General features: G+C 71.4%; 22 protein-coding genes. 9 read left to right on the top strand and 13 right to left on the bottom strand.

Going from position 1 to position 26,787, the window contains the following annotated elements; genetic code table 11:
* The 12 genes from GWI24_RS13950 to GWI24_RS13900 form a co-directional block, all read right to left on the bottom strand.
* Positions 1 to 969 (bottom strand): exo-alpha-sialidase (locus tag GWI24_RS13950; RefSeq protein ID WP_247616315.1); only part of this gene is annotated, 969 nt, incomplete at its 3' end.
* Between the two features lie 262 nt (positions 970 to 1,231).
* Positions 1,232 to 1,609 (bottom strand): MerR family transcriptional regulator, encoded by a 378-nt coding sequence (locus tag GWI24_RS13945; RefSeq protein ID WP_210946270.1) that lies wholly within the window; start codon positions 1,607 to 1,609, stop codon positions 1,232 to 1,234.
* Positions 1,610 to 1,646: 37 nt separating this feature from the next.
* On the bottom strand, positions 1,647 to 2,942 hold the full coding sequence (locus GWI24_RS13940; RefSeq protein ID WP_210946269.1) for a serine hydrolase: 1,296 nt from the start codon (positions 2,940 to 2,942) through the stop codon (positions 1,647 to 1,649).
* 130 nt (positions 2,943 to 3,072) lie between these two features.
* Positions 3,073 to 3,831: an SDR family NAD(P)-dependent oxidoreductase gene (locus GWI24_RS13935; RefSeq protein WP_210946268.1), complete on the bottom strand. Its 759-nt coding sequence runs from the start codon at positions 3,829 to 3,831 to the stop codon at positions 3,073 to 3,075.
* Positions 3,828 to 5,261 carry an MFS transporter gene (locus GWI24_RS13930; protein ID WP_210946267.1) on the bottom strand — a complete coding sequence of 478 codons (1,434 nt, stop codon included), beginning with the start codon at positions 5,259 to 5,261 and terminating at the stop codon, positions 3,828 to 3,830. The genes GWI24_RS13935 and GWI24_RS13930 overlap by 4 nt, the downstream gene beginning before the upstream one ends.
* 146 nt (positions 5,262 to 5,407) lie before the next feature.
* A complete protein-coding gene (locus tag GWI24_RS13925) occupies positions 5,408 to 5,992 on the bottom strand; it encodes a TetR/AcrR family transcriptional regulator (RefSeq protein ID WP_044568947.1) in 585 nt (194 codons plus the stop codon).
* A gap of 181 nt (positions 5,993 to 6,173) precedes the next feature.
* Positions 6,174 to 7,040, bottom strand: a complete 867-nt coding sequence (gene fdhD / locus GWI24_RS13920; RefSeq protein WP_210946266.1) for a formate dehydrogenase accessory sulfurtransferase FdhD — start codon at positions 7,038 to 7,040, stop codon at positions 6,174 to 6,176.
* A 5-nt stretch (positions 7,041 to 7,045) separates the two neighbouring features.
* On the bottom strand, positions 7,046 to 7,918 hold the full coding sequence (locus tag GWI24_RS13915) for a 2Fe-2S iron-sulfur cluster-binding protein (protein ID WP_210946265.1): 873 nt from the start codon (positions 7,916 to 7,918) through the stop codon (positions 7,046 to 7,048).
* The gene (locus GWI24_RS13910; protein WP_210946264.1) at positions 7,915 to 9,936 is read right to left on the bottom strand and encodes an NADH-ubiquinone oxidoreductase-F iron-sulfur binding region domain-containing protein; all 2,022 of its coding nucleotides are present in this window, start codon (positions 9,934 to 9,936) and stop codon (positions 7,915 to 7,917) included. Before GWI24_RS13910 ends, GWI24_RS13915 begins: the two co-directional genes overlap by 4 nt.
* A gap of 2 nt (positions 9,937 to 9,938) precedes the next feature.
* Complete coding sequence (locus GWI24_RS13905; protein ID WP_210946263.1) at positions 9,939 to 11,888, bottom strand: molybdopterin oxidoreductase family protein; 1,950 nt, start codon at positions 11,886 to 11,888, stop codon at positions 9,939 to 9,941.
* A 174-nt stretch (positions 11,889 to 12,062) separates the two neighbouring features.
* Complete coding sequence (locus GWI24_RS46180) at positions 12,063 to 12,185, bottom strand: hypothetical protein (protein ID WP_281789927.1); 123 nt, start codon at positions 12,183 to 12,185, stop codon at positions 12,063 to 12,065.
* A complete protein-coding gene (locus GWI24_RS13900) occupies positions 12,182 to 13,570 on the bottom strand; it encodes an OFA family MFS transporter (protein WP_210946262.1) in 1,389 nt (462 codons plus the stop codon). Before GWI24_RS13900 ends, GWI24_RS46180 begins: the two co-directional genes overlap by 4 nt.
* A 158-nt stretch (positions 13,571 to 13,728) precedes the next feature.
* On the opposite strand from GWI24_RS13900, the gene GWI24_RS13895 reads away from it, so the two are divergent.
* Complete coding sequence (locus GWI24_RS13895; protein ID WP_210946261.1) at positions 13,729 to 14,406, top strand: GntR family transcriptional regulator; 678 nt, start codon at positions 13,729 to 13,731, stop codon at positions 14,404 to 14,406.
* 51 nt (positions 14,407 to 14,457) lie between these two features.
* Here GWI24_RS13895 and GWI24_RS13890 read toward each other — a convergent pair whose 3' ends face one another.
* Positions 14,458 to 14,739, bottom strand: a complete 282-nt coding sequence (locus tag GWI24_RS13890) for a ribosomal protein L7/L12 (RefSeq protein ID WP_210946260.1) — start codon at positions 14,737 to 14,739, stop codon at positions 14,458 to 14,460.
* A 222-nt stretch (positions 14,740 to 14,961) separates the two neighbouring features.
* On the opposite strand from GWI24_RS13890, the gene GWI24_RS13885 reads away from it, so the two are divergent.
* The 8 genes from GWI24_RS13885 (at position 14,962) to GWI24_RS13850 (ending at position 26,750) form a co-directional block, all read left to right on the top strand.
* Positions 14,962 to 16,143 carry an ROK family transcriptional regulator gene (locus tag GWI24_RS13885; RefSeq protein WP_210946259.1) on the top strand — a complete coding sequence of 394 codons (1,182 nt, stop codon included), beginning with the start codon at positions 14,962 to 14,964 and terminating at the stop codon, positions 16,141 to 16,143.
* A 299-nt stretch (positions 16,144 to 16,442) separates the two neighbouring features.
* Positions 16,443 to 17,972, top strand: a complete 1,530-nt coding sequence (locus GWI24_RS13880; protein ID WP_210946258.1) for a sugar ABC transporter ATP-binding protein — start codon at positions 16,443 to 16,445, stop codon at positions 17,970 to 17,972.
* 125 nt (positions 17,973 to 18,097) lie between these two features.
* Positions 18,098 to 19,045, top strand: a complete 948-nt coding sequence (locus tag GWI24_RS13875) for an ABC transporter permease (RefSeq protein ID WP_247616317.1) — start codon at positions 18,098 to 18,100, stop codon at positions 19,043 to 19,045.
* Positions 19,042 to 20,100: a substrate-binding domain-containing protein gene (locus GWI24_RS13870; protein ID WP_086885567.1), complete on the top strand. Its 1,059-nt coding sequence runs from the start codon at positions 19,042 to 19,044 to the stop codon at positions 20,098 to 20,100. Before GWI24_RS13875 ends, GWI24_RS13870 begins: the two co-directional genes overlap by 4 nt.
* Before the next feature lie 60 nt (positions 20,101 to 20,160).
* Positions 20,161 to 21,351 carry a Gfo/Idh/MocA family protein gene (locus tag GWI24_RS13865; RefSeq protein WP_210946256.1) on the top strand — a complete coding sequence of 397 codons (1,191 nt, stop codon included), beginning with the start codon at positions 20,161 to 20,163 and terminating at the stop codon, positions 21,349 to 21,351.
* Between the two features lie 13 nt (positions 21,352 to 21,364).
* A complete protein-coding gene (locus GWI24_RS13860) occupies positions 21,365 to 22,372 on the top strand; it encodes a sugar phosphate isomerase/epimerase (protein ID WP_210946255.1) in 1,008 nt (335 codons plus the stop codon).
* Positions 22,373 to 22,710: 338 nt separating this feature from the next.
* Positions 22,711 to 25,155, top strand: a complete 2,445-nt coding sequence (locus tag GWI24_RS13855) for a carbohydrate-binding protein (RefSeq protein WP_210946254.1) — start codon at positions 22,711 to 22,713, stop codon at positions 25,153 to 25,155.
* A gap of 77 nt (positions 25,156 to 25,232) precedes the next feature.
* On the top strand, positions 25,233 to 26,750 hold the full coding sequence (locus GWI24_RS13850) for a ThuA domain-containing protein (protein ID WP_210946253.1): 1,518 nt from the start codon (positions 25,233 to 25,235) through the stop codon (positions 26,748 to 26,750).
* Positions 26,751 to 26,787: the final 37 nt, after the last annotated feature.

Here is a 26,787-nt window from a genome sequence, read left to right as displayed (position 1 = left end):
CAGATCGGGGATGGTGCGGAAGGGCGCGGTGAAGCTCTGGCCGCCGTCCCGGCTGATGGCGTAGTCGCGGTGGCCGAGATCGGTGCCGTCCTGCTCCCGGCCGTTGACGTAGATCGAGCCGTCGGCGCGCTCCACCAGCGTCATCTCGGACGGCTTCTGGCGGAAGGTGCCGTCCTCCGCCAGCGGATAGCTGTCCACCGCGCCGATGCGCCAGCGGCTGCCGCCGTCGTCGCTGTAGGCGAGCGCGGCGTGGTTGTCGGTGATGCGGCCGCCGCTGAAGCTCTCGGTGTTGAGGGTGAAGACCAGCCGGCCCTTGTGGCGTCCGCGCTGGAGCTGGATGCCGTGGACGGGGCCGGTGGCGTACCAGGAGTTCCACTGGGCCGGCATCAGTGAGGAGCTCAGATCGCGCGGGGCCGACCAGGTGGCGCCGTTGTCGTCGCTGTACTGGAGGTGCGGGGAGCGGTCACAGGGGACGTCGCAGCTCTGGGAGTCGTCGCGGCCGGTGTTGTAGGTGCTGGCGAGTACGATGCGGCCGGTGCGCTGGTCCACGATGGGCGCGGGGTTGCCGTGGGTGTCACCGGCGCCGTCGTTGACCACCTGGAGCGGGCCCCAGGTGCGGCCGCCGTCGGTGGAGCGCTTGAGGACCAGATCGATGTCCCCGGCGTCACCGCAGTTGTCGACCCGGCCCTCGGCGAAGGCGAGCAGGGTGCCGTCCTTGGCCTTGACGACCGCCGGGATCCGGAAGCAGGAGTAGCCCTGTTCCTGGGCGGACTTGAAGAGGACCTGTTGTTCGAAGCCGGAGTCGGCGCGGGCCGCGGACGCGGAGGAATCCGTGTCCGCGGCCCGTACCGGAAGCGGGATCAGGGCCAGCGCCGCGGCGGTGAGGAGCACGGAGGCGCGGCGCCGCCACGGTCTGGTACCGGAGCGGGGTGGTCTGCTGCGGGGACGTGTGCGGAGAACTGACGCCATGGTCACGGCCTGCCCTTCAGACTGCCTCGTTGAGGCATCGGCATCTGGACGTCGAGGCCGTCGGGCATCACGCCATGAGGCATCATGCCATCAGGACATCAAGACATCCCATGTCTCACACATGACTGCGGCTGAAAGTGTCTCGCCCGGCGGTCGCCCGGGACAAGGACCGTGCGTCATATCCTCGTGACACTGCGCCAGTTGAGGTGAGGGCGGGGCGCGAGGGGGGCGGTGCCCGCCCCCGGCTGGCGCCCCGCTTCGGTCAGCCCATGGCCGTCCGGCCCATGCCGGTCTGACCCGCCGTGATGACCCGATCCAGCAGCGACCGGGACAGCTCGAGCTCCTCGATGGCCGAGGTCATCCGGTCCCGCTCGGCCCGCAGTTCGCCCAGCAGATCCGGGCAGGTGGGCACGAGGTGCTCACCGTCGTCGCGGAGACAGGGCAGGACCTGGGAGATGGTCGCCGTCGACAGCCCGGCCGCCAGCAGCGCGCGGATGCGCCGCACCACCGCCACATCGGACGCGTGGTACGCGCGATAGCCACTGGGTAGCCGCTCGGGCCGGAGAAGGCCCTGCTGTTCGTAGTAGCGCAGCAGGCGTTCGCTCACCCCGGTGCGGCGGGACAGCTCGCCGATCCGCATGGGCCTCCTCCTCGCACCTGGAACCCTCCAATAGATGTCAGAGTTTACGGCCTCGGACGCCGTCGCACAGAACGCGGTCGATGAGGCCCTGCAGGACCCTCTCGGCCCGGAGCAGCTGCTCGTCATCGGCGGTCTTGCCGCTGGAGCTGATGGTCACCGAGCGGCGCCCGCCCTCGGTGAAGCCGGTGCGCACCGTGGCCCCTTCGAGGTCGCCGCCGTGGCCCCAGCGGTAGCCGCCGCAGCTGAGCGGCTGGCGTATCATCCCGAGCCCGTACTGGGCGTGCGGGAAGGCCACCTCGAAGTCCGGTCCGACGGGGACCGTCCGGCGCATCTCGGCCAGCTGCGCCGGGGGCAGCAGACGGCCGCTCAGCAGGGCGGTGTAGAACCGGTCCAGATCGCGGTCGGTGCTGATGATGGCACCGGCCGCACCACCCCAGGAGACGTTCCGCAGCGTGGTGTCCGTCCACATGCCAGGACCGGAGCCGGGGAAGCGCTGATACGTATGGGCGTACGGGGCTTTGATCCGTGGATCGTCCCCGGGCTCATAGGTGCCGGTCAGGCCCAGCGGGCGGATGATGCGGTCGCGGACCTCCTCCGGCCATGCGCGTCCGGTGACCTTCTGGATGATCATTCCGGCCAGGACATAGCCGGGGTTGGAGTAGTTCCAGTCGGGCTCGGGGTCATCGGCCGGGGCGGGCGGGAAGTCGGGCCGGTGCTTCATCGCCCCGGCGACCACCTGCTCGGGGGAGACATGGTCGAACCGGGTCCGCTCGAAGTCCGCCGCCGAGTCGCCGGTGTCGTCGCTGTAGGCGTAGTTGTGGATGCCGCTGGTGTGCTGGAGCAGATTCCTGACGGTGATCCGGCGGCCGTCGTTGCCATTGCCGCTCACCACGCCCGGCAGCCACCTGTCCACCGGGTCGCTCAGCGAGAGCCGTCCCTCGGCGACCAGTTGGAGGACGACCGTGGCCACGAAGGACTTGGTGACGCTCGCGGCCCGGTAGTGCGCCCCGTACGGCATGGGGCGGCCGGTGTCGCGCTCCGCCTCGCCCGCGCGGGCGTGGATCCGGCGGTGGCCGTCGCGCACCTCCACGGTGATGCCGATGAATCCGGCGTCCTCCAGCGTCCGGGCCACCGCGCGCCGCAACTCGGCCTCGGTGAGCCGGTGGTCGGCGGAGGTGGCGGAGGTGGCGGAGGTGGTGGCGGAGGAGCCGGGGCCGGTATTCGGTGCCGTGGTGGCGGCGGCCGGGACCGCGGCCGCACCCCCGAGGAGGGCGGCGGTGACGGCGGCGGCCGTGACGAGGCGTAAGCGAGGGCGCTTCGTGGGTGCGTTCATGTCTCACCAGCTTCCGGGGGCGGTGGCGCCCCGGCCATGCGGCAAGCCCCCGGGGTTCGGGTGGGGACAGCCCCATGGCCGGGCCCCGGCCGGGTTGCCAGTCGGACTCCGGCCGGGCGCTCGGGGCCGGTCAGGCCGACGAGCCGCTGTCCACCACGAGATCCGTGCCGACAACGGCGCCCGCCGCCGGTGAGGCGAGGTAGAGCACGGCCGCCGCGATCTCGTCCGCCTCCGCCACCCGGCCCAGCGGAGTCTCGCTCTTCGCCCGCTCGGCGCGGTCGGCCTCGGTCTCACCCGGCAGCAGTGACATGGGGCCGTCGGAGGCGCCGGGGCTGACCGCGTTGATCCGGACGCCCTGGTGGATGTGGTCGAGCGCGGCGATCCGGGTCAGTGTGGCGACCGCCGCCTTGGAGGTGCTGTAGGCGCCGAGGCCCGAAACCCGCAGATGGGCGCCGAGGTTGGAGGAGACATTGACGATCGCCCCGCCGCCGTGCTCCTTCATGTGCGCGATCTGGTGCTTCATGGCCAGCCAGACGCCGGTGACATTGGTGCGCAACACCGCCTCCCAGTCCTCCTCGCTGACCTCGCCGACGGGCCCCTTGCCGCGCAGTATCCCGGCGTTGTTGACGGCGATGTCCAGTCCGCCGAAGCGGGTGACGGCGCTGTGTACCAGCTCCCGCAGCTGGCCGGAGTCGGTGACATCGGCGGTCACGGCGGTGGCCCGGCCATCGGCGGCCTCGATGAGGCGGACCGTCTCGGCCAGGGTGGATTCGGTGCGGCCCGCGGCCACCACGGAGGCGCCTTCGGCGGCGAAGGCGAGCGCGATGGCACGGCCGAGACCGGTGCCCGCTCCGGTGACGAGGGCGGTCTTTCCGGTGAAGCGGTTCACTGCGTGGCTCCTTGAGGAAGAGAGGATGGACGGGAGGGACGGCTCCGCTGGACGCGGAGGTTCAGGGCGGCGACGAGGGCGAGTGCGGCCCCCGTCGCGGCGAGGGAGACGGCATCGCTGCCGAAGGTGAGCACGATGGCGAAGACCACGGTCGGGCCGAGCTCCATCGCGGTGTTCAGCACCCCGCCCGCGAGCCCGGTCCGCTCATGCGGCACCCCGTGGGTGGTGAGCACGGCGGCCCCGGCGAAGGAGGCGGCGGCACCGGCCGGCAGCAGCACCAGCCCCGGCAGCAGCGCTGAGGCGTACGGGGTGTGCGGGTCGAGCCCGGTGAGGGCGAGCAGCACCAGCCCGGCCCCGGCCGTGGCCAGCCCGGCGGCAGTGACGACGCGGGGGCCGAAGCGGGCTATCAGCGGCCCGGCCGCCCGGCCCGAGGTGAGCAGGGCGATGGCGAACGGCACAAAGGCTGCCGAGGTCCGCAGCGGCGACCAGTCGCGGTCCTGCTGGAGATGGAGTGAGAGGGTCACAAAGGTCATCGCGGTCGCGCAGGCGCTGAACGCGATCGCCGCGAGGGCGAGCGCCCGCCGCCGGTCCAGCAGAAAGCGGGGCGGCAGCAGCGGATCACCCGCCCGGCGCTCGGCGTACCAGAACGCTATGAGCAGCGCGGCCCCGATGAGGAGGGGCACCAGCACCCCGGCCGACGACCAGGGCAGGGCGTCGGTGACCACGAGCCCATAGCTGGCGAGCGTGATCCCGGCCGTGGCCAGCAGCGCGCCCGGCAGATCGAGCGCCCGGCCCCGGCTCGGTGGGGTGTCCGGCAGCAGCCGGGGCGCGAGGACGAGGGCGGCCACGGCCACCGCCAGCGGTACGGCGAAGCTCCAGCGCCAGGACAGCAGCTCGGCTATCACGCCGGAGAGCAGATTGCCCGCGGTCGCGCCGAGCACGGAGAGCCCGCCCCAGGTCGCCATCGCCTTGCCGTAGGCCGCGGGGGCGGGGAAGACGGCGCGCAGCACGCCCATGGCGGCGGGCGCTGTCAGGGCCGCCCCCGCGCCCTGGGCGAACCGGGCCGCGAGCAGGGTTCCGATACCAGGGGCGAACGGGACGGCGGCCGAGGCGGCGGCGAAGAGGATGAGCCCGGCGGTGAGGGCCCGCCGGCCGCCGTAGCGGTCGGAGAGGCGCCCGCCGAAGAGCAGCAGCCCGGCGAAGGTCAGCCCATAGGCGGCGCTGAGCAGGATCAGATCGGCCCGCTCCAGGCCGAAGGCCCGGCCGATCTCGGGCAGCGGCACGGCGATCGCCGCGAGCGTGAAGATCAGGGTGATCTGGACGGAGCCGAGCAGGGCGAAGGCCCGGCGATGGTGGGTCGTGATGGTGGTGGGGTCTGCGTCTGTGTTGGTGTCGGTATCGGTTTCGCACAGGGTGTCGGTGACGGTCATCTCTCCCCCAATATTTGACCGATCGTTTTAATATGCGGGCATGCGAATGGGCTCTGTGCGACTCCCGTGATCGTGATGTGGTGCGGCTCCGGGTCCGTGGGTCATGGAGGGGTGAGGGGTGAGCTCGAGAGGTCAGGCCGTGGAGATCAGTCCAGCAGTGCCAGTGCCTGCTCCGCCGCGTCCCGTACCCGGGCCGGGTCGTCCGACGCCTTGCCGACCACTCGCAGCCCCTGCAGCAGTACGAACAGCATCCGCGCCAGTGCGCGGGGGTCGCGGTCCTCGGGGAGCTCGCCCTGGGCCTGGGCCCGTATCAGCGCGGAGCACAGCGGGGTCTCCACGCGGTCCCAGCTGAGCTCCACCCGGCGGGCCGCCGCCGGGTCGTGCGGCGCCAGCTCGGCCGCCGTGTTGGTCACCAGACAGCCGGCCAGCCGCATCTCCGGAGAGGCGGCCTCCTCGGCGAAACGGCGCACCACCGCCCGCACCGCGGGCAGCGCCGGGCCGGGCTGGGACAGCTCGGCCAGCAGGGGCGGGTCGCGCGTCTCCGCATAGCGGTCCATGGCCTTCAGGTACAGCTCGTGCTTACTGCCGAAGGTCGCGTAGATACTGGCGCGGCCGATGCCGAGATAGTCGACGAGGTCCGCCATCGAGGTCGCTTCATAGCCGCGCTGCCAGAACAGCTCGAGAGCCGACTGCAGGGCGGCCTCTGGATCGAATTCCTTCGTTCTGGCCATGACCCAACCGTAGCACCTAACCAGAACGAGCGGTCAAGAACACTTTCGAGTGAAGGACCGGATGCGGAACGTGTGTACGGGGCTGCCGGGCGGCGGGGCTACCGGGCCGGTAGGGGCCGGCCGACGCAGGGGGCGCTCCCCGTCGGCCGGCCCGCCAACCCGTGCAGCGGGCGGACCGCTCTCAGGCCCCGCCAACCGCTGTCCGCAGGGCGAGCCGCTGCTCGCCCGCGTACACGTTCATCGAGGTGCCGCGGAGGAAGCCGACCAGGGTCAGCCCCGTCTCCGCCGCCAGATCCACCGCCAGCGAGGAGGGCGCCGACACCGCCGCCAGCACCGGGATCCCCGCCATCACGGCCTTCTGTGCCAGCTCGAAGGAGGCGCGCCCCGAGACCATCAGCACCGACCCCGAAAGCGGCAGCAGGCCCTGCTGTAGCGCCCGCCCCACCAGCTTGTCCACCGCGTTGTGCCGCCCCACGTCCTCCCGCAGGTCCAGCAGCTCACCGTCCGGGCTGAACAGCGCCGCCGCGTGCAGACCGCCGGTCCGGTCGAAGACGCGCTGCGCCGCGCGGAGCCGGTCCGGGAGCACGGAGAGCGTCTCCGGCTCGATCCGGACGGCAGCGCCCCCGGCGTCCTCGAGGCCGTCCGCCAGCGGCCAGCGCGCGGTCGTCCGCACCGCGTCCAGGCTGGCCTTGCCGCACAGACCGCAGGACGACGTCGTATAGACATTGCGCTCGAGGGTGATGTCCGGGACCGGCACGCCCGGGGCCAGCATCACATCCACCACGTTGTAGGTGTTGGAGCCGTCCTGGGTGGCGCCCGCGCAGTAGACGATGTTCGCCAGCTCGTCCGCGCGCCCGAGGACGCCCTCGCTCACCAGGAACCCGGCGGCGAGGGCGAAGTCGTCGCCCGGAGTGCGCATGGTGATGGCCAGTGGTTTGCCGTTCAGCCGGATCTCCAGCGGCTCCTCCGCCACGAGGGTGTCCGGCCGGGTGCTGACCGCCCCGTCCCGGATGCGGATGACGCGGCGTCGCTCGGTGACCCGTCCCATGTCGATCAGTCCCGGTTCTGTGCGTGGTTCTGTACGTGCTGGTACCCGAAACGGCCCTTGATGCACAGGTTCCCGTGTGTGACGGGATTGTCGTGCGGCGAGGTGACCTTCACGATCTCATTCTCCTGCACATGGAGGGTGAGATTGCAGCCCACACCACAGTAGGCGCACACCGTGGTCGTCTCCGTCTGGGCCGCCTCGTCCCATGTCCCGGCCTCCCGCATGTCGAACTCCGTCTTGAAGCTCAGCGCGCCGGTCGGGCAGACCTCGATGCAGTTGCCGCAGTAGACACACGCGGAGTCGGTGAGGGGCGCGTCGTGCTCGGTGGAGATCCGGGCGTCGAAGCCGCGGCCCGCGACCGCGATCGCGAAGGTGTTCTGCCACTGCTCACCGCATGCGTCCACGCACTTGTAGCAGAGGATGCATTTGTCGTAGTCACGGACATACAGGTCATTGTCGACCTTCGGCTCCTCGTCCGCCCGGGCGGCATCCGCGCCGAAACGGTCCGGCTCGGCCCCGTACTCCTCGATCCACTCGGCGGCGCGCGGGGTCGTCGACAGATCGGTGGAGGAGGCCAGCAGCTCCAGGACGACCTTACGGCTGTGCCGGGCCCGCTCGGTGTCCGTGCGCACCTCCATGCCCTGCTCCACCCGGCGGGAGCAGGCGGGGGCGAGGGTGCGAGCGCCCTCCACCTCCACCACGCACACCCGGCAGGCGTTCTTCGGAGTGAGCGTGTCGCCCTGACACAGGGTCGGGATGTCCTTGTCCGCGGCGCGGCACGCGTCCAGCAGGGTGCTGCCCTCCGGGGCGCGGACCGGCTCGCCGTCCAGGGTGAGGTCGACCAGTCGGCGCGGCGGTCGCAGTGGTATCGCGGTCACTTGAAGGCTCCCAGGCGGTCGATGGCGGACTCCACGGCGTTCCAGGCGGTCTGGCCAAGACCGCAGATCGAGGCGTCCCGCATGGCCTGGCCGACCTCGCGCAGCAGCGCGATGTCCCCGGCCGCGGCGGCGCCCGTACGGTCCTTGAGCCGGTGCAGCGCCTCCTCCTGCCGTACGGTGCCCACCCGGCAGGGGACGCACTGGCCGCAGGACTCGTCGCGGAAGAACTCCGCGATGCGCAGCAGGATGCGCGGCAGCTCGACGCCCTCGTCCAGCACCAGCACGACCCCCGAGCCGAGCGTGGTGCCCGCGGCGCGCGTGCCCTCGAAGGTCAGCGGCACATCCAGCTCGTCGGGCCGTACGAAACCGCCCGCCGCGCCGCCGAGCAGCACCGCGCGCAGGGTCTCGGGCGGCCCCGCGAGCTCCAGCAGCTCCCGCAGCGTCGCCCCGAACGGCAGCTCGTAGACGCCGGGCCGGGCGACCGTGCCGGAGACACAGAACAGCTTGGTGCCGGTCGAGGTATCGGTGCCGGTGCGCGCATACGCCTGTGCGCCCTCGATCAGAATCGGCAACACATTGACCAGGGTCTCCACGTTGTTGACCGCGGTCGGCTTGCCGAACAGCCCCTTCTCGACCGGGAACGGCGGTTTGCTGCGCGGTTCACCGCGCCGCCCCTCGATCGAGTTGAAGATCGCGGTCTCCTCCCCGCAGATGTACGCGCCCGCGCCGCGCCGGATCTCGATGTCGAACGCGAACCCCTGGCCCATGACGTCCTTACCGAGGAAGCCACGGGCCCGGGCCCGGTCGATGGCGGTGCGCAGCCGACGCAGGGCCCGCGGGTACTCGCCGCGCAGATACAGATAGCCGCGGTGGGCCCCGGTGGCGTACCCCGCGACGGTCATGGCCTCGATGAGGGCGTAGGGATCGCCCTCCATCAGGACCCGGTCCTTGAAGGTGCCCGGTTCGCTCTCGTCGGCGTTGCAGACCAGATAGTGCGGATGGTCGGGCTGCTGGGCGGTGGCCGACCACTTCCGCCCGGTCGGGAATGCGGCCCCGCCCCGCCCGACCAGACCCGCCTCGGTCACCTCCCGGATCACCCCGGCCGGCCCGAGCGCGAACGCGCGCCGCAGAGCGGCGTATCCGCCGTGGGCGCGGTAGTCGTCCAGCGACCCCGGGTCCACCACCCCGACCCGGCGCAGCAGCACCAGGCCGTTGCCTACGGCCAGGGGCGCGGATGTGTCCCGCGGCGCGGAACTCCGGGGCCGCGCGGCGGGGTTGGCGTGCGGCCCTGTGTGTACGGAGTTCTCCGGCCGCTGCCCGGCGTCGGGGCCCGGGTCGGCCGCGGCCGCCTTGTCATCGGTCCCCGCCCGCGTGGCGGGCGGGGGGTAGGGGCCGTCGGCTCCGGCCTGGGGGACCGCGGCCACCGCGGGCGGCTCGGCCGCCGCCCCGTGCGGCGCCGACGCCGCGTCGGCGACCGCCTCGGCGGTGGCGGGGGCGACGACCGTGGCCCGCGGGGTCTCGCCCGCGCGGATCGCCAGGGCCGCCGGGGCGCGCTCGCACAGGCCCAGGCACGGGCTGGGCTGCCAGACGGCCCCGGACCCCGCCGAGCCCGCCGGGCCCACGTCCCGTTCGAGTTCCGCGCACACCTGGGCGGAGCCCCGGGCCGCGCACGCCAGATCCGTACAGACGTGGACGACGGTCGCCGGACGGGTTTTCACCGCGAACATCGCGTAGAAGGTCGCCACCCCGTAGCCCTCGGCCGGAGGGACCGTCAGCCGGCGGCACAGATAGTCCAGACCGCCCTCGCTGATCCAGCCCACCCGGTCGTTGAGGGCGTGCAGCCCGGGCAACAGCAGATCGCGCCGCTCCCGTGCCTCGCGGCCGCCACGTGCCCAGCGCAGATCCGTGTCCGTACGGTCGTCCGCGCCCTCCCAGGCGGACTCGGGAGGGCCGAGCAGCGCGTCGACCGCCGCCCGCTCCTCGTCCGTGGGCTTGCTGTCACCGAACCGCAGATCCACGATCAGCTCCTTACGGCGGTCACGGGAATCTTCTCGATCCTTATGGCCGACGCCTTGAACTCCGCCGTCCCCGCGATGGGGCAGTTCGCCTCGATCGTCAGGGAGTTGGTGTCCACCTCGTCGGGGAAGTGCATGGTCATGAAGGCGAGCCCCGGCCGCAGCCCGGGATCGATCCACACCGGCGCCACCACCGAACCGCGCCGCGAGGTGACCCGCACCCGCTCCTCGGCCTCCACCCGGTAGCGGGCCGCGTCCTCCGGGCACAGCTCGATGTACTCGCCGCGCCGCAGCGGAGAGGCGAAACCCCCGCTCTGCACCCCGGTGTTGTACGAGTCCAGGCGCCGCCCCGTGGTGAGCCGGATCGGGAAGGTGTCATCGGTCAGATCGACCGGCGGATCGTGCTTCACCGGGCCGAAGGGGGCGAGCGGGCCGCGCAGCGCCGGATCGCTCTCCCACAGGCGGCTGTGCAGATAGGTGGGCTCGAGACGGTCGGTGCTGGGGCAGGGCCACTGGATGCCCTGGTGCTCCTCCAGCCGCTCGTAGGTCATGCCGAAGTGGTCCGGGGAGACGTCGCGCAGCTCGTTCCAGACCTCCTCCGCGCCCTCGAACTTCCAGTCGTGGCCGAGCCGCCGCGCCAGCTCGCAGATGATGTCGATGTCCTCGCGCGCCTCGCCCGGCGGCTGCACGGCCTTCCGTACCCGCTGGACGCGCCGCTCGCTGTTGGTGGTGGTGCCCTCCGTCTCGCACCAGCCGGCGGTCGCCGGGAGCACCACGTCGGCCAGCTCGGCGGTCCGGGTGAGGAAGATGTCCTGCACCACCAGGTGCTCCAGTGACTCCAGCCGCCGGACGGCCTGCTCGGTGTCGGCCTCGGACTGGGCCGGGTTCTCGCCGATGCAGTAGACGGCGCGCAGTTCGCCCGCCTCCATGGCCTCGAACATCTCGGTGAGGTTCAGCCCATAGCGCGGCTGGATGACCACGTCCCAGGCGCGCTCGAACTTGGACCGGACGGGCGGGTCCAGGATGTCCTGGAAGCCGGGCAGCCGGTTGGGGATGGCGCCCATGTCGCCGCCGCCCTGCACGTTGTTCTGGCCCCGCAGCGGCTGCAGCCCGCAGCCGTACCGGCCGACATGGCCGGTCAGCAGGGAGAGATTGATCAGCGCCCGGACGTTGTCGGTGCCGTTGTGGTGCTCGGTGATGCCCAGCGTCCAGCACAGCTGGGCGCGCTCGGCGGTGGCATAGGCGTGCGCGAGATCGCGGATGGCGTCCGCCGGGACGCCGGTGACCTTCTCCGCGACGCTCAGCGTCCAGGGCTCTACATGAGCCGCGTACTCCTCGAAGCCGGTGGTCGCGCGCTCGATGAAGGCCCGGTTGGCGAGCCCCGCGTGGATGATCTCGCGGCCCACGGCGTGGGCGAGCGGGATGTCGGTGCCGACGTTCAGCCCCAGCCAGCTCTCCGCCCATTCGGCGGTCGAGGTGCGGCGCGGATCGACGGCGTACATCCGGGCGCCGTTGCGGATGCCCTTGAGGACGTGATGGAAGAAGATCGGGTGCGCGAAGCGGGCGTTGGAGCCCCACATCACGATGAGGTCGGTGTCCTCGACCTCCGCGTACGACGAGGTGCCGCCGCCGGAGCCGAAGACGGCGGACAGCCCCGCGACGCTGGGCGCGTGGCAGGTGCGGTTGCAGGAGTCGACGTTGTTGGTGCCGATCACCACCCGGGTGAACTTCTGGGCCACGTAGTTCATCTCGTTGGTGGCGCGGGCGCAGGAGAACATGCCGAACGCGTCGGGCCCGTGGGCCGCCGTCACGGCCTGGAACCCGGCGGCGGCCCGGCTGAGCGCCTCGTCCCAGGAGGCGCGACGGAGCTCTCCGCTCACTGAGTCCCGCACCAGGGGATGGGTGAGCCGCGGGTACTGCTTCTGCTGTCGGTTGCGCTGGCGGTTACGGGCCACGACGGGCTCCTTACGGCGGTCACGCCGCACGGTGCGACGTGAGGGGACCGAGCGTCCGGGTATCGTCGACTGAATATTGAATACAGTATGCCCGAGAAGAGGGTCAAGGAGTCGGACGACACCTCAACCCCCCCTTCGGTCTCCCGGTGATGGGACCTCGGACGCGGAGCGGGCTCAGCCGGTGAAGAGCTGGGTGGCCTTCTGGACGAGCTCGTAGACCCCGTACCCGAAGGGCAGCGCCACCCAGGCCCAGACGGCCACGGTCAGCGCGGTGCGGTTCCTGGTGGGCTCGGTCATCGGTCCCCTCCCTTCTCGGCGGGAGCCGCCTCGGACTCGGCCGCCGCGGGGGCCGGTTCATGGAAGCGCGGATGGACCGGCCGTATCAGCTCGTTGGCGATGAAGCCGACGACCAGCAGCACGATCATGATGGTGAGCGAGAGCGAGTACAGCCCGGGGCCGGCCTTCCCCGCCTCCTCCTGGTGGTCGGCCACTTTGTTGACGATGTACGGGCCGAGGACCCCGGCCACCGACCACGCGGTGAGCAGCCGGCCGTGGATCGCGCCCACCTGATAGGTGCCGAACAGGTCCTTCAGATACGCCGGAACGGTCGCGAAGCCGCCGCCGTAGAAGGAGAGGATCACCAGCGCGCACACCACGAACAGGGGCTTGGAGGAATCCCCGAGCTGTGAGATGGCCAGATACATCAGCGCGCCCACGCCCAGATAGACCCGGTACATGTTCTTGCGCCCGATGAGGTCGGAGGTGGACGACCACAGCAGCCGTCCGGCCATGTTGGCCGCCGACAGCAGGGCGACGAAACCGGCCGCCGCGGTGGCGGACACGGGGGTGTCGGTGTCCTTGAAATAGTCGCCGATCATGGGCGCGGCCTTCTCCAGGATGCCGATGCCCGCCGTCACGTTCATGCACAGCACCACCCAGAGGAACCAGAACTGCGGGGTGCGGATGGCGTTGCGCGCGGAGACATCGGCCGTGCTGATCATGTGCCCCTGCTCCTGCGGCGGTTCCCAGCCGGCCGGCCGCCAGCCCTCGGGCGGTACGCGCACCAGCAGCACGCCGAGGGCCATGAAGACCGCGTAGGTCACGCCGTGGACCAGGAAGGTGGCGGCGATGCCGCCATTGTCGGTGCCGAAGTGCTCAAGCAGCTTGCTGGACCAGGGCGATGCGATCAATGCTCCGCCGCCGAAGCCCATGATGGCGATGCCGGTGGCCATGCCGGGCCGGTCGGGGAACCACTTCATCAGCGTGGAGACGGGGGAGATGTAGCCGATGCCCAGCCCGATCCCGCCAATGAAGCCGTAGCCGAGGACCACCAGCCAGTACTGGCTGGTGGCGGCGCCTAGCGCGGCGACGAGGAAGCCGGAGGAGAAGCAGACGAGGGAGACGAACATCGCCCAGCGCGGGCCGTTGCGCTCCACGAGCGTGCCGCCGAAGGCGGCGGACAGGCCGAGCATCACGATGCCCAGCTGGAAGGGGAGCGCGCTGGCCGTGCCCGAGAGGTCCATCGAGGACTCCAGGGGCGGCTTGAACACGCTCCACGCGTAAGCCTGGCCGATCGAGAGATGGACGGACAGGGCGGCGGGCGGCACCAGCCAGCGGCTCCAGCCCGGTGGGGCCAGGGTGCGCGAGCGGCTGAGCGGGCCGAGACGATCATTGGTGAGCATGTGCCCGGACTTTAAGGATTCAACGAGTCGATGACTAGACGTCAAGGCACCTGGGATGTGTCGGCGGCGTGGACAGGCCGGGTAAACTGTAGACAATAACCAATTCACGCATCCGGTGAATCCGGACATCCGGTGAACAGCGAGCCAGAGGGGGCGCGATGCTGTCCAGGGGACTGCCGCACGGCGCGGTGCCGAAGCTGGAGCGGCCCGGGCCACTCCGTGAGCGCGTCTACGAGGCGCTGCTCGAACTCATCACCACCCGCGCCCTTCGCCCCGGCCAGCACCTCGTGGAGAGCGAGCTCGCCGGCCATCTCGGCGTCTCCCGCCAGCCCGTGCGCGAGGCCCTCCAGCGGCTCAACACCGAGGGCTGGGTCGATCTGCGGCCCGCCCAGGGCGCGTTCGTCCACGAGCCCACCGAGGAGGAGGCCGATCAGCTCCTTACGGTGCGCACGCTCCTCGAGGCCGAGGCCGCCCGGCTGGCCGCCGCCGGGGCCGACGAGGCCGGCGTCGCCGCCCTGGAAGACCTGTGCGCGAAGGGCGAGCGAGCGGTCCTGGACGACGATGTGGACGGCGCGGTCGCGGCCAACGCCGAATTCCACGCCAAGGTGATGGAACTCGCCGGAAACGCGGTCCTGTCCGAACTGGCCGCCCAGGTGGACCGCAGGGTCCGCTGGTACTACACCCCGGTCGCCCGCCAGCGCGGCAAGCAGTCCTGGATCGAGCACCGCGAGCTGATCGCGGCCATCACCGCGGGTGACGAACACGGCGCCACGGCCGTCATGCGCGCCCACACCGAACACACCCGCCGCACCTACCACGACCGCGAGCGTCCCTGACCCGATCCGCCGGTCCGCCCGGCGGCGTCTTCTTCAGGCGACGTCCATGCGCTAAGCGATTTCCATGCGCTCGACCGCTTCCTTGGCCTCCTTCAGACCGGCGTCGGTGAGCTGCCGGTAGACCTTGATGGCCTCGATCTTCTTGCCCTCCCGCACCAGGGCCATCACCCGCTCGAGGCCGGGCTCGGCCACCTGGATGTCCAGGTGGCCGAGGATCAGATCCAGCTTGCGCTCGATGCGGTCCGCCCTGCGCTGGATCTTCTGAATCCTCGACTCCAGCAGTGAATACTGCAGAACGAGGGCCAAGATCACGATGTACGCCGCTATCTCCATGAGCGGCGATCGTAGTGGCCGAACTCTTTCGCTGAGCCCGGGCTCCTGAGTGGGCGCCTTCGCGCGCTGTCGCGAAAGCGACGTGGCTTTGTCCTGAGACAGGAGAAAGTCGGAGCCAATTGCGGCGCAAGTTCTTCCCACCCCCGACAACCGCTGCTACGTTCCCCGTGAAAGCCCGGCCACGTGGATGCCGATGACGGCGGGAGGGGCAGCGTGAGGCGCATGACGGCACGACCGGCGAACGCGCATCAGGCGCGGTTGCTTCGCCTGCTGCGCGACGGCGGCCCCAACTCCCGTGCTCAGCTGGGCGATGAGATCGACCTGTCGCGTTCGAAGCTGGCCGTGGAGATCGACCGGCTGCTGGAGACCGGGCTGGTGGTCGCGGACGGGCTGGCGGCCTCGCGGGGTGGCCGGCGTTCGCACAACATCCGGCTCGCGCCCGGGCTGCGGCTGCTCGGCGTGGACATCGGCGCCACCTCCGTGGACGTCGCCGTGACCAATGCCGAACTGGAGATTCTCGGCCACCTCAACCAGCCCATGGATGTGCGCGAAGGACCCGTCGCGGTCTTCGAGCAGGTGCTGGACATGGCCGCGAAGCTCCGGGCGTCCGGCGTGGCCGAGGGGTTCGACGGGGCGGGCATCGGAGTGCCCGGCCCCGTGCGGTTCCCCGAGGGCGTGCCCGTGGCGCCGCCGATCATGCCGGGGTGGGACGGCTTCCCCGTACGGGAGGCGCTCAGCCAGGAGCTCGGCTGCCCGGTCATGGTCGACAACGATGTGAACCTCATGGCGATGGGGGAGCAGCACGCCGGAGTCGCCCGTTCCGTCAAGGACTTCCTCTGCGTGAAGATCGGCACCGGTATCGGCTGCGGGATCGTCGTCGGCGGTGAGGTCTACCGCGGTACGACGGGCAGCGCGGGCGACATCGGCCACATCCAGGCCGAACCCGACGGCCGCCCCTGCGCCTGCGGCAACCACGGCTGTCTGGAGGCGTACTTCGGCGGCGCGGCGCTGGCCCGTGACGCCGAGGCGGCCGCCCGCGACGGCCGGTCCGCCGAACTCGCCGCCCGGCTGGAGGAAGTGGGCAGCCTCGCCGCCACCGACGTCGCCGCGGCGGCCTCGGCCGGCGACGCGACCGCGCTCGACCTCATCAGGGAGGGCGGCACCCGTACGGGCCAGGTCATCGCCGGGCTCGTCAGCTTCTTCAACCCCGGTCTGGTGGTCATCGGCGGCGGTGTCACCGGGCTCGGCCATACGCTGCTCGCCGCCATACGGACCCAGGTCTACCGCCAGTCCCTGCCCCTGGCCACCGGCAACCTCCCCATCGTGCTGGGCGAACTCGGCCCGGCCGCCGGGGTCACCGGCGCGGCCCGCCTGATCAGCGACCACCTCTTCTCACCGGCATGACCGCCTGATGGCCACCACCGCATGACCGTCTGACCCCGCCCGGCCCCGGCCGGGCAGTACCTCGGCACAGCGCAGCCGCACGGCATCCGCACCGCACCGCCCCTCGGCGTACACCACGTCGAGGCACGAGCCGCACCACCGAGCCGCACACCACCGGGCACCAGATCACACCGGGCCGCGCCGCTAATCACCGCCCCGCCGCGCACCCGCACGCCCAAGCGCCCCGCACCGCATCGAGCGACCGCACCGCGTACGAGCGACCGCACCGCATACGAGCGACCCCGCCGAGGAGGCCCGCCATGGCACCGGCACCACCCGACCCGCGCCCACTCCTCACCATGTCCGCGATCACGAAGTCCTTCCCCGGCGTACGGGCCCTGGACGGCGTCGACCTCGATGTCGAAGCGGGCGAGGTGCACTGTCTGCTCGGCCAGAACGGCGCGGGCAAGTCCACCCTGATCAAGGTGGTCGCCGGGGCGCATCAGCCCGACAGCGGCGAGATCCTCTGGCGTGGCGAACCGGTCACCCTCAAATCGCCCATCGCCGCCATGCGCCTCGGGATCGCCACCATCTACCAGGAACTCGACCTGGTGGAGGGGCTGTCCGTCGCCGAGAACGTCTTCCTCGGCCATGAGATGGCCACCGGCGGTTTCGTCCGCTCCCGCGCGGCCCGCACCGCCACCGCCGCCCTCCTCGCCCGGCTCGGGCACCCCGAGATCGACCCGGGGCGGCTGGTGGGGGACCTCTCCGCGGCCGGGCAGCAGATCGTCTCGATGGCCCGCGCGCTCTCCCACGACGTCCGGCTGATCGTGATGGACGAGCCGTCCGCGGCCCTCGACCCCGACGAGGTGGACAACCTCTTCCGCATCGTCGGCGATCTCACCGCCGCCGGGGTCGCCGTCGTGTACATCTCGCACCGGCTGGAGGAGATCCGCCGGATCGGCGACCGCGTCACCGTGCTCAAGGACGGCCGCGCCGCGGCCCGCGGGCTGCCCGCCCGCACCACCCCGACCCGCGAGATCGTGGCGCTGATGACGGGCCGGGACGTGGAGTACGCGTTCCCGCGCCGTACCACCGCCCCTCCGGTCGCCACCGCCACGCCCGTGCTGCGGCTGGAGAACCTCGGCCGGGCGGGGGAGTTCGAGCCGATCGACCTCGAGGTGGCGCCCGGCGAGATCGTCGGGCTGGCCGGACTCGTCGGCTCCGGGCGGTCCGAGATCCTGGAGACCGTCTACGGCGCCCGCCGCCCCACCTCGGGCCGGGTCCTGGTGGACGGCCGCCCGCTGCGCCCCGGCAGCGTGACCGCCGCCGTGCGCGCCGGGCTCGGTCTCGCCCCCGAGGAGCGCAAGGCGCAGGCGCTGCTGATGCTGGAGTCCGTCACCCGCAATGTCTCGGTCTCCTCGCTGACCCGCTTCTCCCGCGCCGGATGGGTGGACCGCGGCGCGGAGCGGGCGGCGGCCCGCCGCTGCGTCCGCGATCTGTCGCTGCACCCCGACGACCCGGAGCGGCCGGTGCGCACCCTGTCCGGCGGCAATCAGCAGAAGGCCGTACTGGCCCGCTGGCTGCTGCGCGGCTGCCGGGTGCTGTTGCTGGACGAGCCGACGCGCGGGGTGGACGTCGGCGCCCGCGCCGAGCTTTACGCCGTGATCCGCCGACTCGCCGACGACGGCATGGCCGTCCTCCTCGTCTCCAGCGAACTGCCCGAAGTCCTGGGCCTCGCCGACCGGGTGCTGGTGCTCCGCGAGGGCCGCGTCGTCCATACGGCGCCCGCGCGGGAGCTGGACGAGCACCGCGTCCTCGATCTCGTTATGGAAGGGAGCCCGTCGTGAATTCACCCGGGAGCAGGCCGGCGTCCCCGCCTCCGGCCGACCCCGCCCCGGTACCGGGCGCGGGCGCCACGCTGACGGCCGGCCCGGTCGGCAAACCGCCGGCCGGCCGCACCGACACCGATCCGCTGAGCAGGCTGCGGCGCCTGGCCGACCTGCGCAACCTCTCGCTCGTCGGGGTGCTGGCGGTGCTGATCGCCGTCGGCGGCTTCACCAAGCCCGATGAGTTCCTCAGCACCGACAACCTCCAGCTCGTGCTCACCCAGGCGTCCGTCATCGGCGTCGTCACCGTCGGCGTGACCTTCGTCATCACCAGCGGCGGCATCGATCTGTCGGTCGGCGCGATCGTCGCGCTGGCCTCGGTGTGGGCCACCACGATCGCCACCCAGGACTACGGGCTCGGCGGCATCCTGCTGTGCGCGGTCCTGGTGGGGCTCGGCTGCGGACTGGTCAACGGGGTGCTCATCGCGTACGGCGGGATGGTCCCGTTCATCGCCACGCTGGCGATGCTCGCCTCCGCCCGCGGTCTCGCCCTGCAGATCAGCGACGGCAAGACCCAGGTCGTCACCGTCAACCAGGTCCTGGACCTCGGGCTCCCGGACGCCTATGTGCTCGGCATACCGCCGCTGGTGATGATCTTCGCCGCCGTGACCGTGGTGGGCTGGCTGGTGCTCAACCGCACCACCTTCGGCCGGCGCACGGTCGCCATCGGCGGCAACGCGGAGGCGGCCCGGCTCGCGGGCATCGACGTCAAACGGCAGCGGCTGCTGCTGTATCTGCTCTCCGGGCTGTGCTGCGGGGTCGCCGCCTTCATGCTGGTCGTCCTCACCGGCTCGGGCCAGAACACCAACGGCAACCTCTACGAACTCGACGCCATCGCCGCCGCGATCATCGGCGGCACGCTGCTCAGCGGCGGCCGCGGCACCATCACCGGCTCCGTCCTCGGCGTCCTCGTCTTCACCACCATCACCAATCTGTTCGCCCTGAACAACCTTCAGAGCGATGTCCAGCAGATCGCCAAGGGCGCGATCATCGTCGCCGCCGTCCTGGTACAGAAGGGTCGTTCGACGCCATGAGGTATGCCAAGAGCTCCTCCTCCGCCACCAGTCGCAGAAACCTCCTCCTGGGCACCGCCGCGGCGGGCGCGCTGTTCGCCGCCGGGTGCACCAGCAACGAGAACAACGACGACGGCGACAACGCCAAGCAGGCCGCGAACACGGCCAATGACAAGCCCGGTAAGGCGGTCACCATCGGCTTCGCCGGGCCCCAGGCCGACCACGGCTGGCTCAACGCCATCAACGAGCAGGCCAAGCGGCGCGCCAAGGAGTACAAGGACGTCACCCTGGAGGCCACCGAGGGCTCCAACGACACCGCCCAGCAGATCGGCCAGATCGAGACCCTCATCAACAAGAAGGTCGACGTCCTGGTCATCCTGCCCGCCGACGGTAAGGCGCTCACCCAGGTCGGGCTCAAGGCCATGCGGGCGGGCATCCCGGTGGTCAACCTCGACCGGATCTTCGCCTCCCCGCAGGCGTACCGCTGCTGGATCGGCGGCGACAACTACGGCATGGGCCTCAACGCTGGGCGCTACATCGGCGAGCAGCTCAAGGGCAAGAAGAACGCCAAGGTCATCGAGTTGGCGGGGATCGACAACCTGGAGCTGACCCGGCAGCGCACCGAGGGCTTCAACGACGCCCTGAAGAACTACCCCAACATCAAGAAGGTCGGCCGCCAGGCCGCGGAGTTCACGGTCGAGTCGGGCCAGGCGAAGATGGCCCAGCTGCTCCAGGCCCACTCCGACTTCGACGCCCTGTGGAACCACGACGACGACCAGGGCGTCGGCGCCGAGCGCGCCATCAAGCAGGCCGGGCGCGATGACTTCCTCATGGTCGGCGGCGCGGGCGCCAAGCATGCCATGGACGCCATCAAGGCCGACAACAGCGTGCTGAAGGCCACCGTGCTCTACCCGCCCACCATGGCCGCCTCCGCCATCGACCTCGCCCGCGCGCTGGGTCAGGGCAAGGGCGTCGGCGGCCTCGCGGAGCTGGAGATCCCGGCTTCTCTCACCCTCTACTCCGCCGTCGTCACCAAGGACAACGTGGACGAATACCTCCCCACGGGATTCAGCTGAGCCCGATTGAGGGCCAGACCCCCCACCTCGCGTCGGTTTGCGATCGTCAGAAGGAGTCCCATGGAAAATCCTGAAGCGAAGACACTCGGCGTCGGCATGGTCGGCTACGCCTTCATGGGCGCCGCCCACTCCCAGGGCTGGCGTACCGTCGGCCGTGTCTTCGACCTCCCCGCCCGCCCCGCGATGTCCGCCGTCTGCGGGCGTGACGCGGACGCCGTACGGGCCGCCGCGGACCGGCACGGCTGGGCCGCCGCCGAAACCGACTGGCGGGCGCTGATCGCCCGGGACGATGTGCAGGTGGTCGACGTCTGCACCCCCGGCGACAGCCATGCCGAGATCGCCATCGCGGCCCTGGAGGCGGGCAAGCACGTACTGTGCGAGAAGCCGCTCGCCAACTCCGTGGCCGAGGCGGAGGCCATGGTGGAGGCGGCGCGGCGGGCGCGGGAGCGCGGCCAGGTGGCGATGGTGGGCTTCAACTACCGCCGCGCGCCCGCCATCGCGTACGCCCGCCGGATGGTGGCGGACGGGCGGATCGGCGTGCTGCGGCACGTCCGGGTCACCTATCTCCAGGACTGGATCGTCGATCCTGAGTTCCCCCTGGTGTGGCGGCTGCGGCGGGAGTACGCGGGCTCCGGCGCCCTCGGCGACCTGGGATCGCACATCGTCGACCTGGCGCAGCATCTGGCCGGGGAGCGGCTGATCGGCGTCTCGGCGCTCACCGAGACGTTCATCCGGGAGCGGCCGCTGCCCGCCGGCGCGGTGGCCGGGCTCGGCGGCTCCGGGGCCGGCGGAGCGGCGCGCGGACCGGTGACGGTCGATGACGCGGCGCTGTTCACCGGGCGGTTCGGCTCCGGTGCGGTGGCGTCGTTCGAGGCCAGCCGGTTCGCCGCGGGCCGTAAGAACTCGCTCAGGATCGAGCTCAACGGCGATCGCGGCTCGCTCGCCTTCGATCTGGAACGCCTCAATGAGCTGTCCTTCCACGACCACACCGAGCCCGCCGCCGACTCCGGCTTCCGCCGGATCCTGGTGACCGAGCCCGAGCACCCCTACCTCGAGGCGTGGTGGCCGCCGGGCCACGCCCTCGGCTATGAGCACACCTTCGTCCACCAGGCGCGGGACATGGTGTTCGCGATCGCCGACGGGACGGGCCCCGAGCCGTCCTTCGAGGACGGGCTGCAGGTGCAGCGGGTGCTCGCCGCCGTGGAGGAGAGCGCCGAGAAGAACTGTGTCTACACCCCCGTACCCGTCTGAGGAGGAGGCCGGAATGCCCAGACCCTTCACGCTCTTCACCGGCCAGTGGGCCGACCTTCCCCTGGAGGAGGTCTGCCGGCTGGCCCGTGACTTCGGCTACGACGGACTGGAACTCGCCTGCTGGGGCGACCACTTCGAGGTGGACCGGGCGCTCGGCGAGTCCGGCTATCTGGACGGACGGCGCGCGCTGCTGGAGAAGTACGGCCTTAACTGCTGGGCCATCTCCAACCACCTGGTCGGCCAGGCCGTGTGCGACTCGCCCATCGACGAGCGCCACAAGGCCATCCTGCCCGCCCGGATCTGGGGCGACGGCGAGGCGGAGGGCGTCCGGCGGCGGGCCGCCGCCGAGATGGCCGACACCGCACGCGCCGCGGCCGCCTTCGGGGTCCGCACCGTCATCGGCTTCACCGGCTCCTCCATCTGGCATCTGGTGGCGATGTTCCCGCCGGTGGTGCCGGGGATGATCGAGCGGGGCTACGAGGACTTCGCCGAGCGCTGGAACCCGGTCCTCGACGTCTTCGACGCCGAGGGTGTGCGCTTCGCCCATGAGGTGCACCCCAGCGAGATCGCCTACGACTACTGGACCACCCACCAGGCGCTGGAGGCCGTCGGCCACCGCCCCGCCTTCGGGCTCAACTTCGACCCCAGCCACTTCGTCTGGCAGGACCTGGACCCCGTGGGCTTCCTGTGGGACTTCCGGGACCGGATCTACCACGTGGACTGCAAGGAGGCCCGGAAGCGGCTGGACGGCCGCAACGGCCGCCTCGGCTCCCATCTGCCCTGGGGCGATCCCCGCCGCGGCTGGGACTTCGTCTCCGCGGGCCATGGCGATGTGCCGTGGGAGGACGTGTTCCGGATGCTGCGCTCGATCGGATACGACGGTCCGGTGTCGGTCGAGTGGGAGGACGCCGGGATGGACCGGCTCACCGGTGCCCCGGAGGCGCTGGCCCGGCTGAAGCACTTCGACTTCGACCCGCCGACGGCGTCGTTCGACGCGGCCTTCGGCGGCGGGGGCAAGTAGCCCGGCTCCAGCGATGGATCGGGTCTGGCTCCAGCCGGAGTCCAGTCCAGCTCGAGCCTGGCCCGTCCGGGCATCGAGGACCCGCCCGAAGGGCCCCTGGGTGGGGGACCGCACACCGCGCCCCCACCCAGCTTTGTCCTGCCCGTGGATGAAGCGGGAGCCGTTTTGTGTCAAAGGGGTTTCCGGACCGGACAAACCCCGCTACGGTCCTTGAGATGTACCGGTCACATAGGGCCCCTCGCCCCGGACCGGTCATCCCGGCGCGACGGCGCGCGCCTGTGCCAGTCACGGCGGCCTGACGGCCCGCCCGTACCCCCCTCTTTCCACGGAGGATCAGCGTGCACAGGAAAAGGCTTCGACCGCGCGGACCCCTCGCGCTCGTCACGAGCGCACTGCTCGTCGGCGCGGGGCTCGCCTTCACCGCTCCGGCCGCGGGCGCGGATCAACCCGCCGCGGCCGCCGAGCAGTTCCAGCAGGTCACCCTCGCCAAGGGCGTGGAGGAGACCGGTGAGCCCATGACGCTCGCCGTGCTCCCCGACCGCTCCGTGCTGCACACCTCGCGCGACGGCACCCTGTGGCTGACCGACGCCACGGGCGAGACCAAGGTGTCCGGCAAGCTGCCCGTCTACTCGCACGACGAAGAAGGGCTCCAGGGCGTCGGTATCGACCCCGGCTTCGCCGACAATCGCGCCATCTACCTCTACTACGCGCCCCCGCTCGACACCCCCGCCGGTGACGCCCCCAACGAGGGCACGGCCGCCGACTTCGCCAAGTTCGACGGCGTCAACCGCCTCTCCCGCTTCACCCTCGACGCCGACGGCACCCTGAACACCGGCAGCGAGAAGAAGGTCCTGGACGTCCCCGCGTCCCGCGGCATCTGCTGCCACGTCGGCGGCGACATCGACTTCGACGCCGACGGCAACCTGTACCTGTCCACCGGCGACGACAGCAACCCGTTCGCCTCCGACGGCTTCACCCCCATCGACGAGCGGGAGAACCGCAACCCCGCCTATGACGCCCGGCGCTCCGCGGGCAACAGCAACGACCTGCGCGGCAAGATCCTCCGCATCAAGGTGGCCGACGACGGCTCGTACACCGTCCCGGACGGCAACCTCTTCGCGCCCGGCACCGAGAAGACCCGGCCCGAGATCTACGCGATGGGCTTCCGCAACCCCTTCCGGATCAGTGTCGACAAGCCGACCGGCACGGTCTACGTCGGCGACTACGGACCGGACGCCGGCGCCGCCAACCCCGAGCGCGGACCGGGGGGCGCCGTCGAGTTCGCCCGGGTGACCAAGCCCGGCAACTACGGCTGGCCGTACTGCATCGCCGACAACAAGCCGTACCGCGACTACGACTTCGCCACCGGCACCTCCGGCCCGGCCTTCGACTGCGCCGCGCCCGAGAACACCTCGCGGTACAACACCGGGCTCACCGATCTGCCGCCCGCCCAGCCCGCCTGGATCCCGTACGACAACGACTCCGTACCCGAGTTCGGCTCCGGCTCCGAGTCCCCGATGGCCGGGCCGGTCTACCGCTATGACGCCTCGCTCGACTCCCCGGTGAAGTTCCCCGAGTCCTACAACGGGAACTTCTTCGCGGGGGAGTTCGGCCGCCAGTGGATCAAGCGGATCGAGCAGGGCGCCGACGGGGCCGTGCAGAAGATCAACGACTTCCCGTGGTCCGGCACCCAGGTCATGGACTCGGCCTTCGGCCCGGACGGCGCGCTGTACGTGCTCGACTACGGCCTCGGCTACTTCAACGGCGACGAGCACTCCGCGCTCTACCGGATCGAGAACGCCACCGACGGCCACTCGCCCATCGCCGAGGCCGGCGCCGACCGCACCTCCGGCAAGGCGCCCATGAAGGTCGCCTTCTCCTCGGCGGGCAGCTCGGACGCCGATGGCGACACCCTCGCCTACAGCTGGGACTTCGGCGACGGCACGACCTCCGCCGCCACCAACCCCACCCACACGTACCGGAAGAACGGCACCTTCACCGCGACCCTCACCGTCAAGGACCCCACCGGCCGCACCGCCAGCGCCAATGTGCACCTCACGGTGGGCAACACCGCGCCCAAGGTGACGCTGCAACTGCCCGCCGACGGCCAGCTGTTCACCTTCGGCGACGAGGTCCCGTTCAAGGTCAGGGTGACCGACCCCGAGGACGGCACCGTCGACTGCGCCAAGATCAAGGTCACCTACATCCTCGGCCATGACAGCCACGGCCACCCCGTCACCACGGCGAACGGCTGCTCCGGCACCATCAAGACCAACGCGGACGGGGAGCACGACCCCAACGCCAACATCTTCGGGGTCTTCGACGCCGAGTACACCGACGGCGGCGGGGGCGGCCAGCCGCCGCTGACCACCCACGACCAGTCCATCGTCCAGCCCAAGCACCGGCAGGCCGAGCACTACGACGACGGGCAGGGCGTCTCGGTGATCTCCCACACCCCGGCCAACGGCGGCAAGACGGTCGGCGACATCGAGAACGGGGACTGGATCTCCTTCACCCCGTATGTGCTGGGCAACGCCAAGGACTTCACCGCACGGGTCTCCTCGGCGGGCGCCGGCGGCACGCTGGAGATCCGCAGTGGCTCCCCGACCGGACGGCTGCTCGGCACCGTCACCGTGCCGGTGACCGGCGACTGGGAGACCTTCCAGGACGTCAAGACGACGCTGAAGAACCCCCCGAGCGGTACCACCACGCTGTCCCTCGTCTTCAAGGGCGGTGCGGGAGCGCTCTTCGACGTGGACGACTTCACGATCGGCACCGGCTGACGAGCTGACGCCCGGGGCCCGGGGCGGCGGCCGTACGCGGCCGCCGCCCCGGCCCGGGAGGAAGGAGCACGACGGATATGCACCCGCACTCTTCTCCGCACTCCAGACCCGCCTCCGGCTCGGGGGCCCCTTCCGGGCGCGAGCCCGGGACCGCCTCCGGGCGGGGCGCCGGGACCGGGACCGGGGGCCGCCCCGGGTCCGAATCCGCATCCGGGCGCCGCTCCGGATCCCGGCGTGGGGCGCGGCTCGCCGCCGTCGGGGCCACGCTGCTGCTCGCCCTGACGGCCCTGCCCGCCGCCGCGTCCGGGGCCGCCACATCCGGCGCCGCCGACGACCGGGTCCTGGTCTTCTCCAAGACGGCCGGCTTCCGCCATGACTCGATCCCCGACGGCATCGCCGCCATCAAGGAACTCGGCGCGCAGAGCGGCTTCGCCGTCGACGCCACCGAGGACGGCGCTGCCTTCACCCCCGACAACCTCGCCCGCTACGACGCCGTCGTCTTCCTCTCCACGACCGGCGACGTCCTCGACACCGCCCAGCAGTCCGCGTTCGAGGGCTATGTGCGGGCGGGCGGCGGCTACGTCGGCGTCCACGCGGCCGCCGACACCGAGTACGACTGGCCCTTCTACGAGGGCCTGGCCGGGGCGTACTTCCAGTCCCACCCCGCGATCCAGCAGGCCACCGTGGACGTCGAGGACCGGGCCAACCCCGCGACCGCGCATCTGGCGCCGAGGTGGGAGCGGACGGATGAGTGGTACAACTACCGTACCAATCCGAGGGAGCGGGTGCGGGTCCTCGCCACGCTCGACGAATCCTCGTATCAGGGCGGCGCGATGGGCGAGGACCACCCCATCTCGTGGTGCCAGGAGTACCGGGGCGGCCGCGCCTTCTACACCGGCTTCGGCCACACCAAGGAGTCCTACGCCGACCCCGCCTTCCGCCTGCACCTGCTCGGCGGCATCCGCTACGCGACCGGCGCCGCCCACGCCGACTGCCGCCCCGAGCAGGGCTACCGCCCGCTCTTCGACGGCACCTCGACGGACGGCTGGAAGCAGGCGGGCCCCGGGAGCTTCACCCTCGACGCCGAGTCCGGGACCCTCACCTCGACGGGCGGCATGGGGATGCTCTGGTACCAGGCGCGCGAACTGAGCTCGTACTCGCTCAAGCTGGACTGGAAGATGGCGGGCGACGACAACTCCGGCGTCTTCGTCGGCTTCCCGGCCTCCGACGACCCCTGGTCGGCGGTCAACAACGGCTACGAGGTGCAGATCGACGCCACGGACACCCCCGATCACACCACCGGCTCGGTCTACGGCTTCCAGTCCGCGGACCTCGCCAAGCGGGACGCGGCGCTGAACCCGCCGGGGGAGTGGAACACGTACGAGATCCGGGTGGAGGGCGAGCGGCTGCGGATCTGGCTCAACGGCGTGAAGATCAACGACTTCACCAACCGGGACCCGGCGCGCAGCCTGCTGCAGGGCTACGTGGGCATCCAGAACCACGGGGAGGGGGACGAGGTCTCCTTCCGCGACATCCGCGTCAAGGACCTGCCGGCGAAGGGCGGCGGCCACCACCAGGACCACCACGACGGCTAGGCGCCCCCGGTCCGCCGTCCCGACGGCCCGAGGGGAG

The organism is Streptomyces sp. MK37H (assembly GCF_018035285.1).
GTDB lineage: Bacteria > Actinomycetota > Actinomycetes > Streptomycetales > Streptomycetaceae > Streptomyces > Streptomyces endocoffeicus.
This window is presented reverse-complemented; position numbering and strand designations above follow the sequence as displayed.

Coding starts and splice junctions, on each gene's coding strand:
- GWI24_RS13945 (WP_210946270.1), bottom strand. CDS start 1,609: ATGCGGATCGGCGAGCTGTCCCGCCGCACCGGGGTGAGCGAACGCCTG.
- GWI24_RS13850 (WP_210946253.1), top strand. CDS start 25,233: ATGCACCCGCACTCTTCTCCGCACTCCAGACCCGCCTCCGGCTCGGGG.
- GWI24_RS46180 (WP_281789927.1), bottom strand. CDS start 12,185: ATGACCGAGCCCACCAGGAACCGCACCGCGCTGACCGTGGCCGTCTGG.
- GWI24_RS13925 (WP_044568947.1), bottom strand. CDS start 5,992: ATGGCCAGAACGAAGGAATTCGATCCAGAGGCCGCCCTGCAGTCGGCT.
- GWI24_RS13870 (WP_086885567.1), top strand. CDS start 19,042: ATGAGGTATGCCAAGAGCTCCTCCTCCGCCACCAGTCGCAGAAACCTC.
- GWI24_RS13885 (WP_210946259.1), top strand. CDS start 14,962: ATGACGGCACGACCGGCGAACGCGCATCAGGCGCGGTTGCTTCGCCTG.
- GWI24_RS13900 (WP_210946262.1), bottom strand. CDS start 13,570: ATGCTCACCAATGATCGTCTCGGCCCGCTCAGCCGCTCGCGCACCCTG.
- GWI24_RS13880 (WP_210946258.1), top strand. CDS start 16,443: ATGGCACCGGCACCACCCGACCCGCGCCCACTCCTCACCATGTCCGCG.
- GWI24_RS13865 (WP_210946256.1), top strand. CDS start 20,161: ATGGAAAATCCTGAAGCGAAGACACTCGGCGTCGGCATGGTCGGCTAC.
- GWI24_RS13890 (WP_210946260.1), bottom strand. CDS start 14,739: ATGGAGATAGCGGCGTACATCGTGATCTTGGCCCTCGTTCTGCAGTAT.
- fdhD (WP_210946266.1), bottom strand. CDS start 7,040: ATGGGACGGGTCACCGAGCGACGCCGCGTCATCCGCATCCGGGACGGG.
- GWI24_RS13940 (WP_210946269.1), bottom strand. CDS start 2,942: ATGAACGCACCCACGAAGCGCCCTCGCTTACGCCTCGTCACGGCCGCC.
- GWI24_RS13860 (WP_210946255.1), top strand. CDS start 21,365: ATGCCCAGACCCTTCACGCTCTTCACCGGCCAGTGGGCCGACCTTCCC.
- GWI24_RS13895 (WP_210946261.1), top strand. CDS start 13,729: ATGCTGTCCAGGGGACTGCCGCACGGCGCGGTGCCGAAGCTGGAGCGG.
- GWI24_RS13930 (WP_210946267.1), bottom strand. CDS start 5,261: ATGACCGTCACCGACACCCTGTGCGAAACCGATACCGACACCAACACA.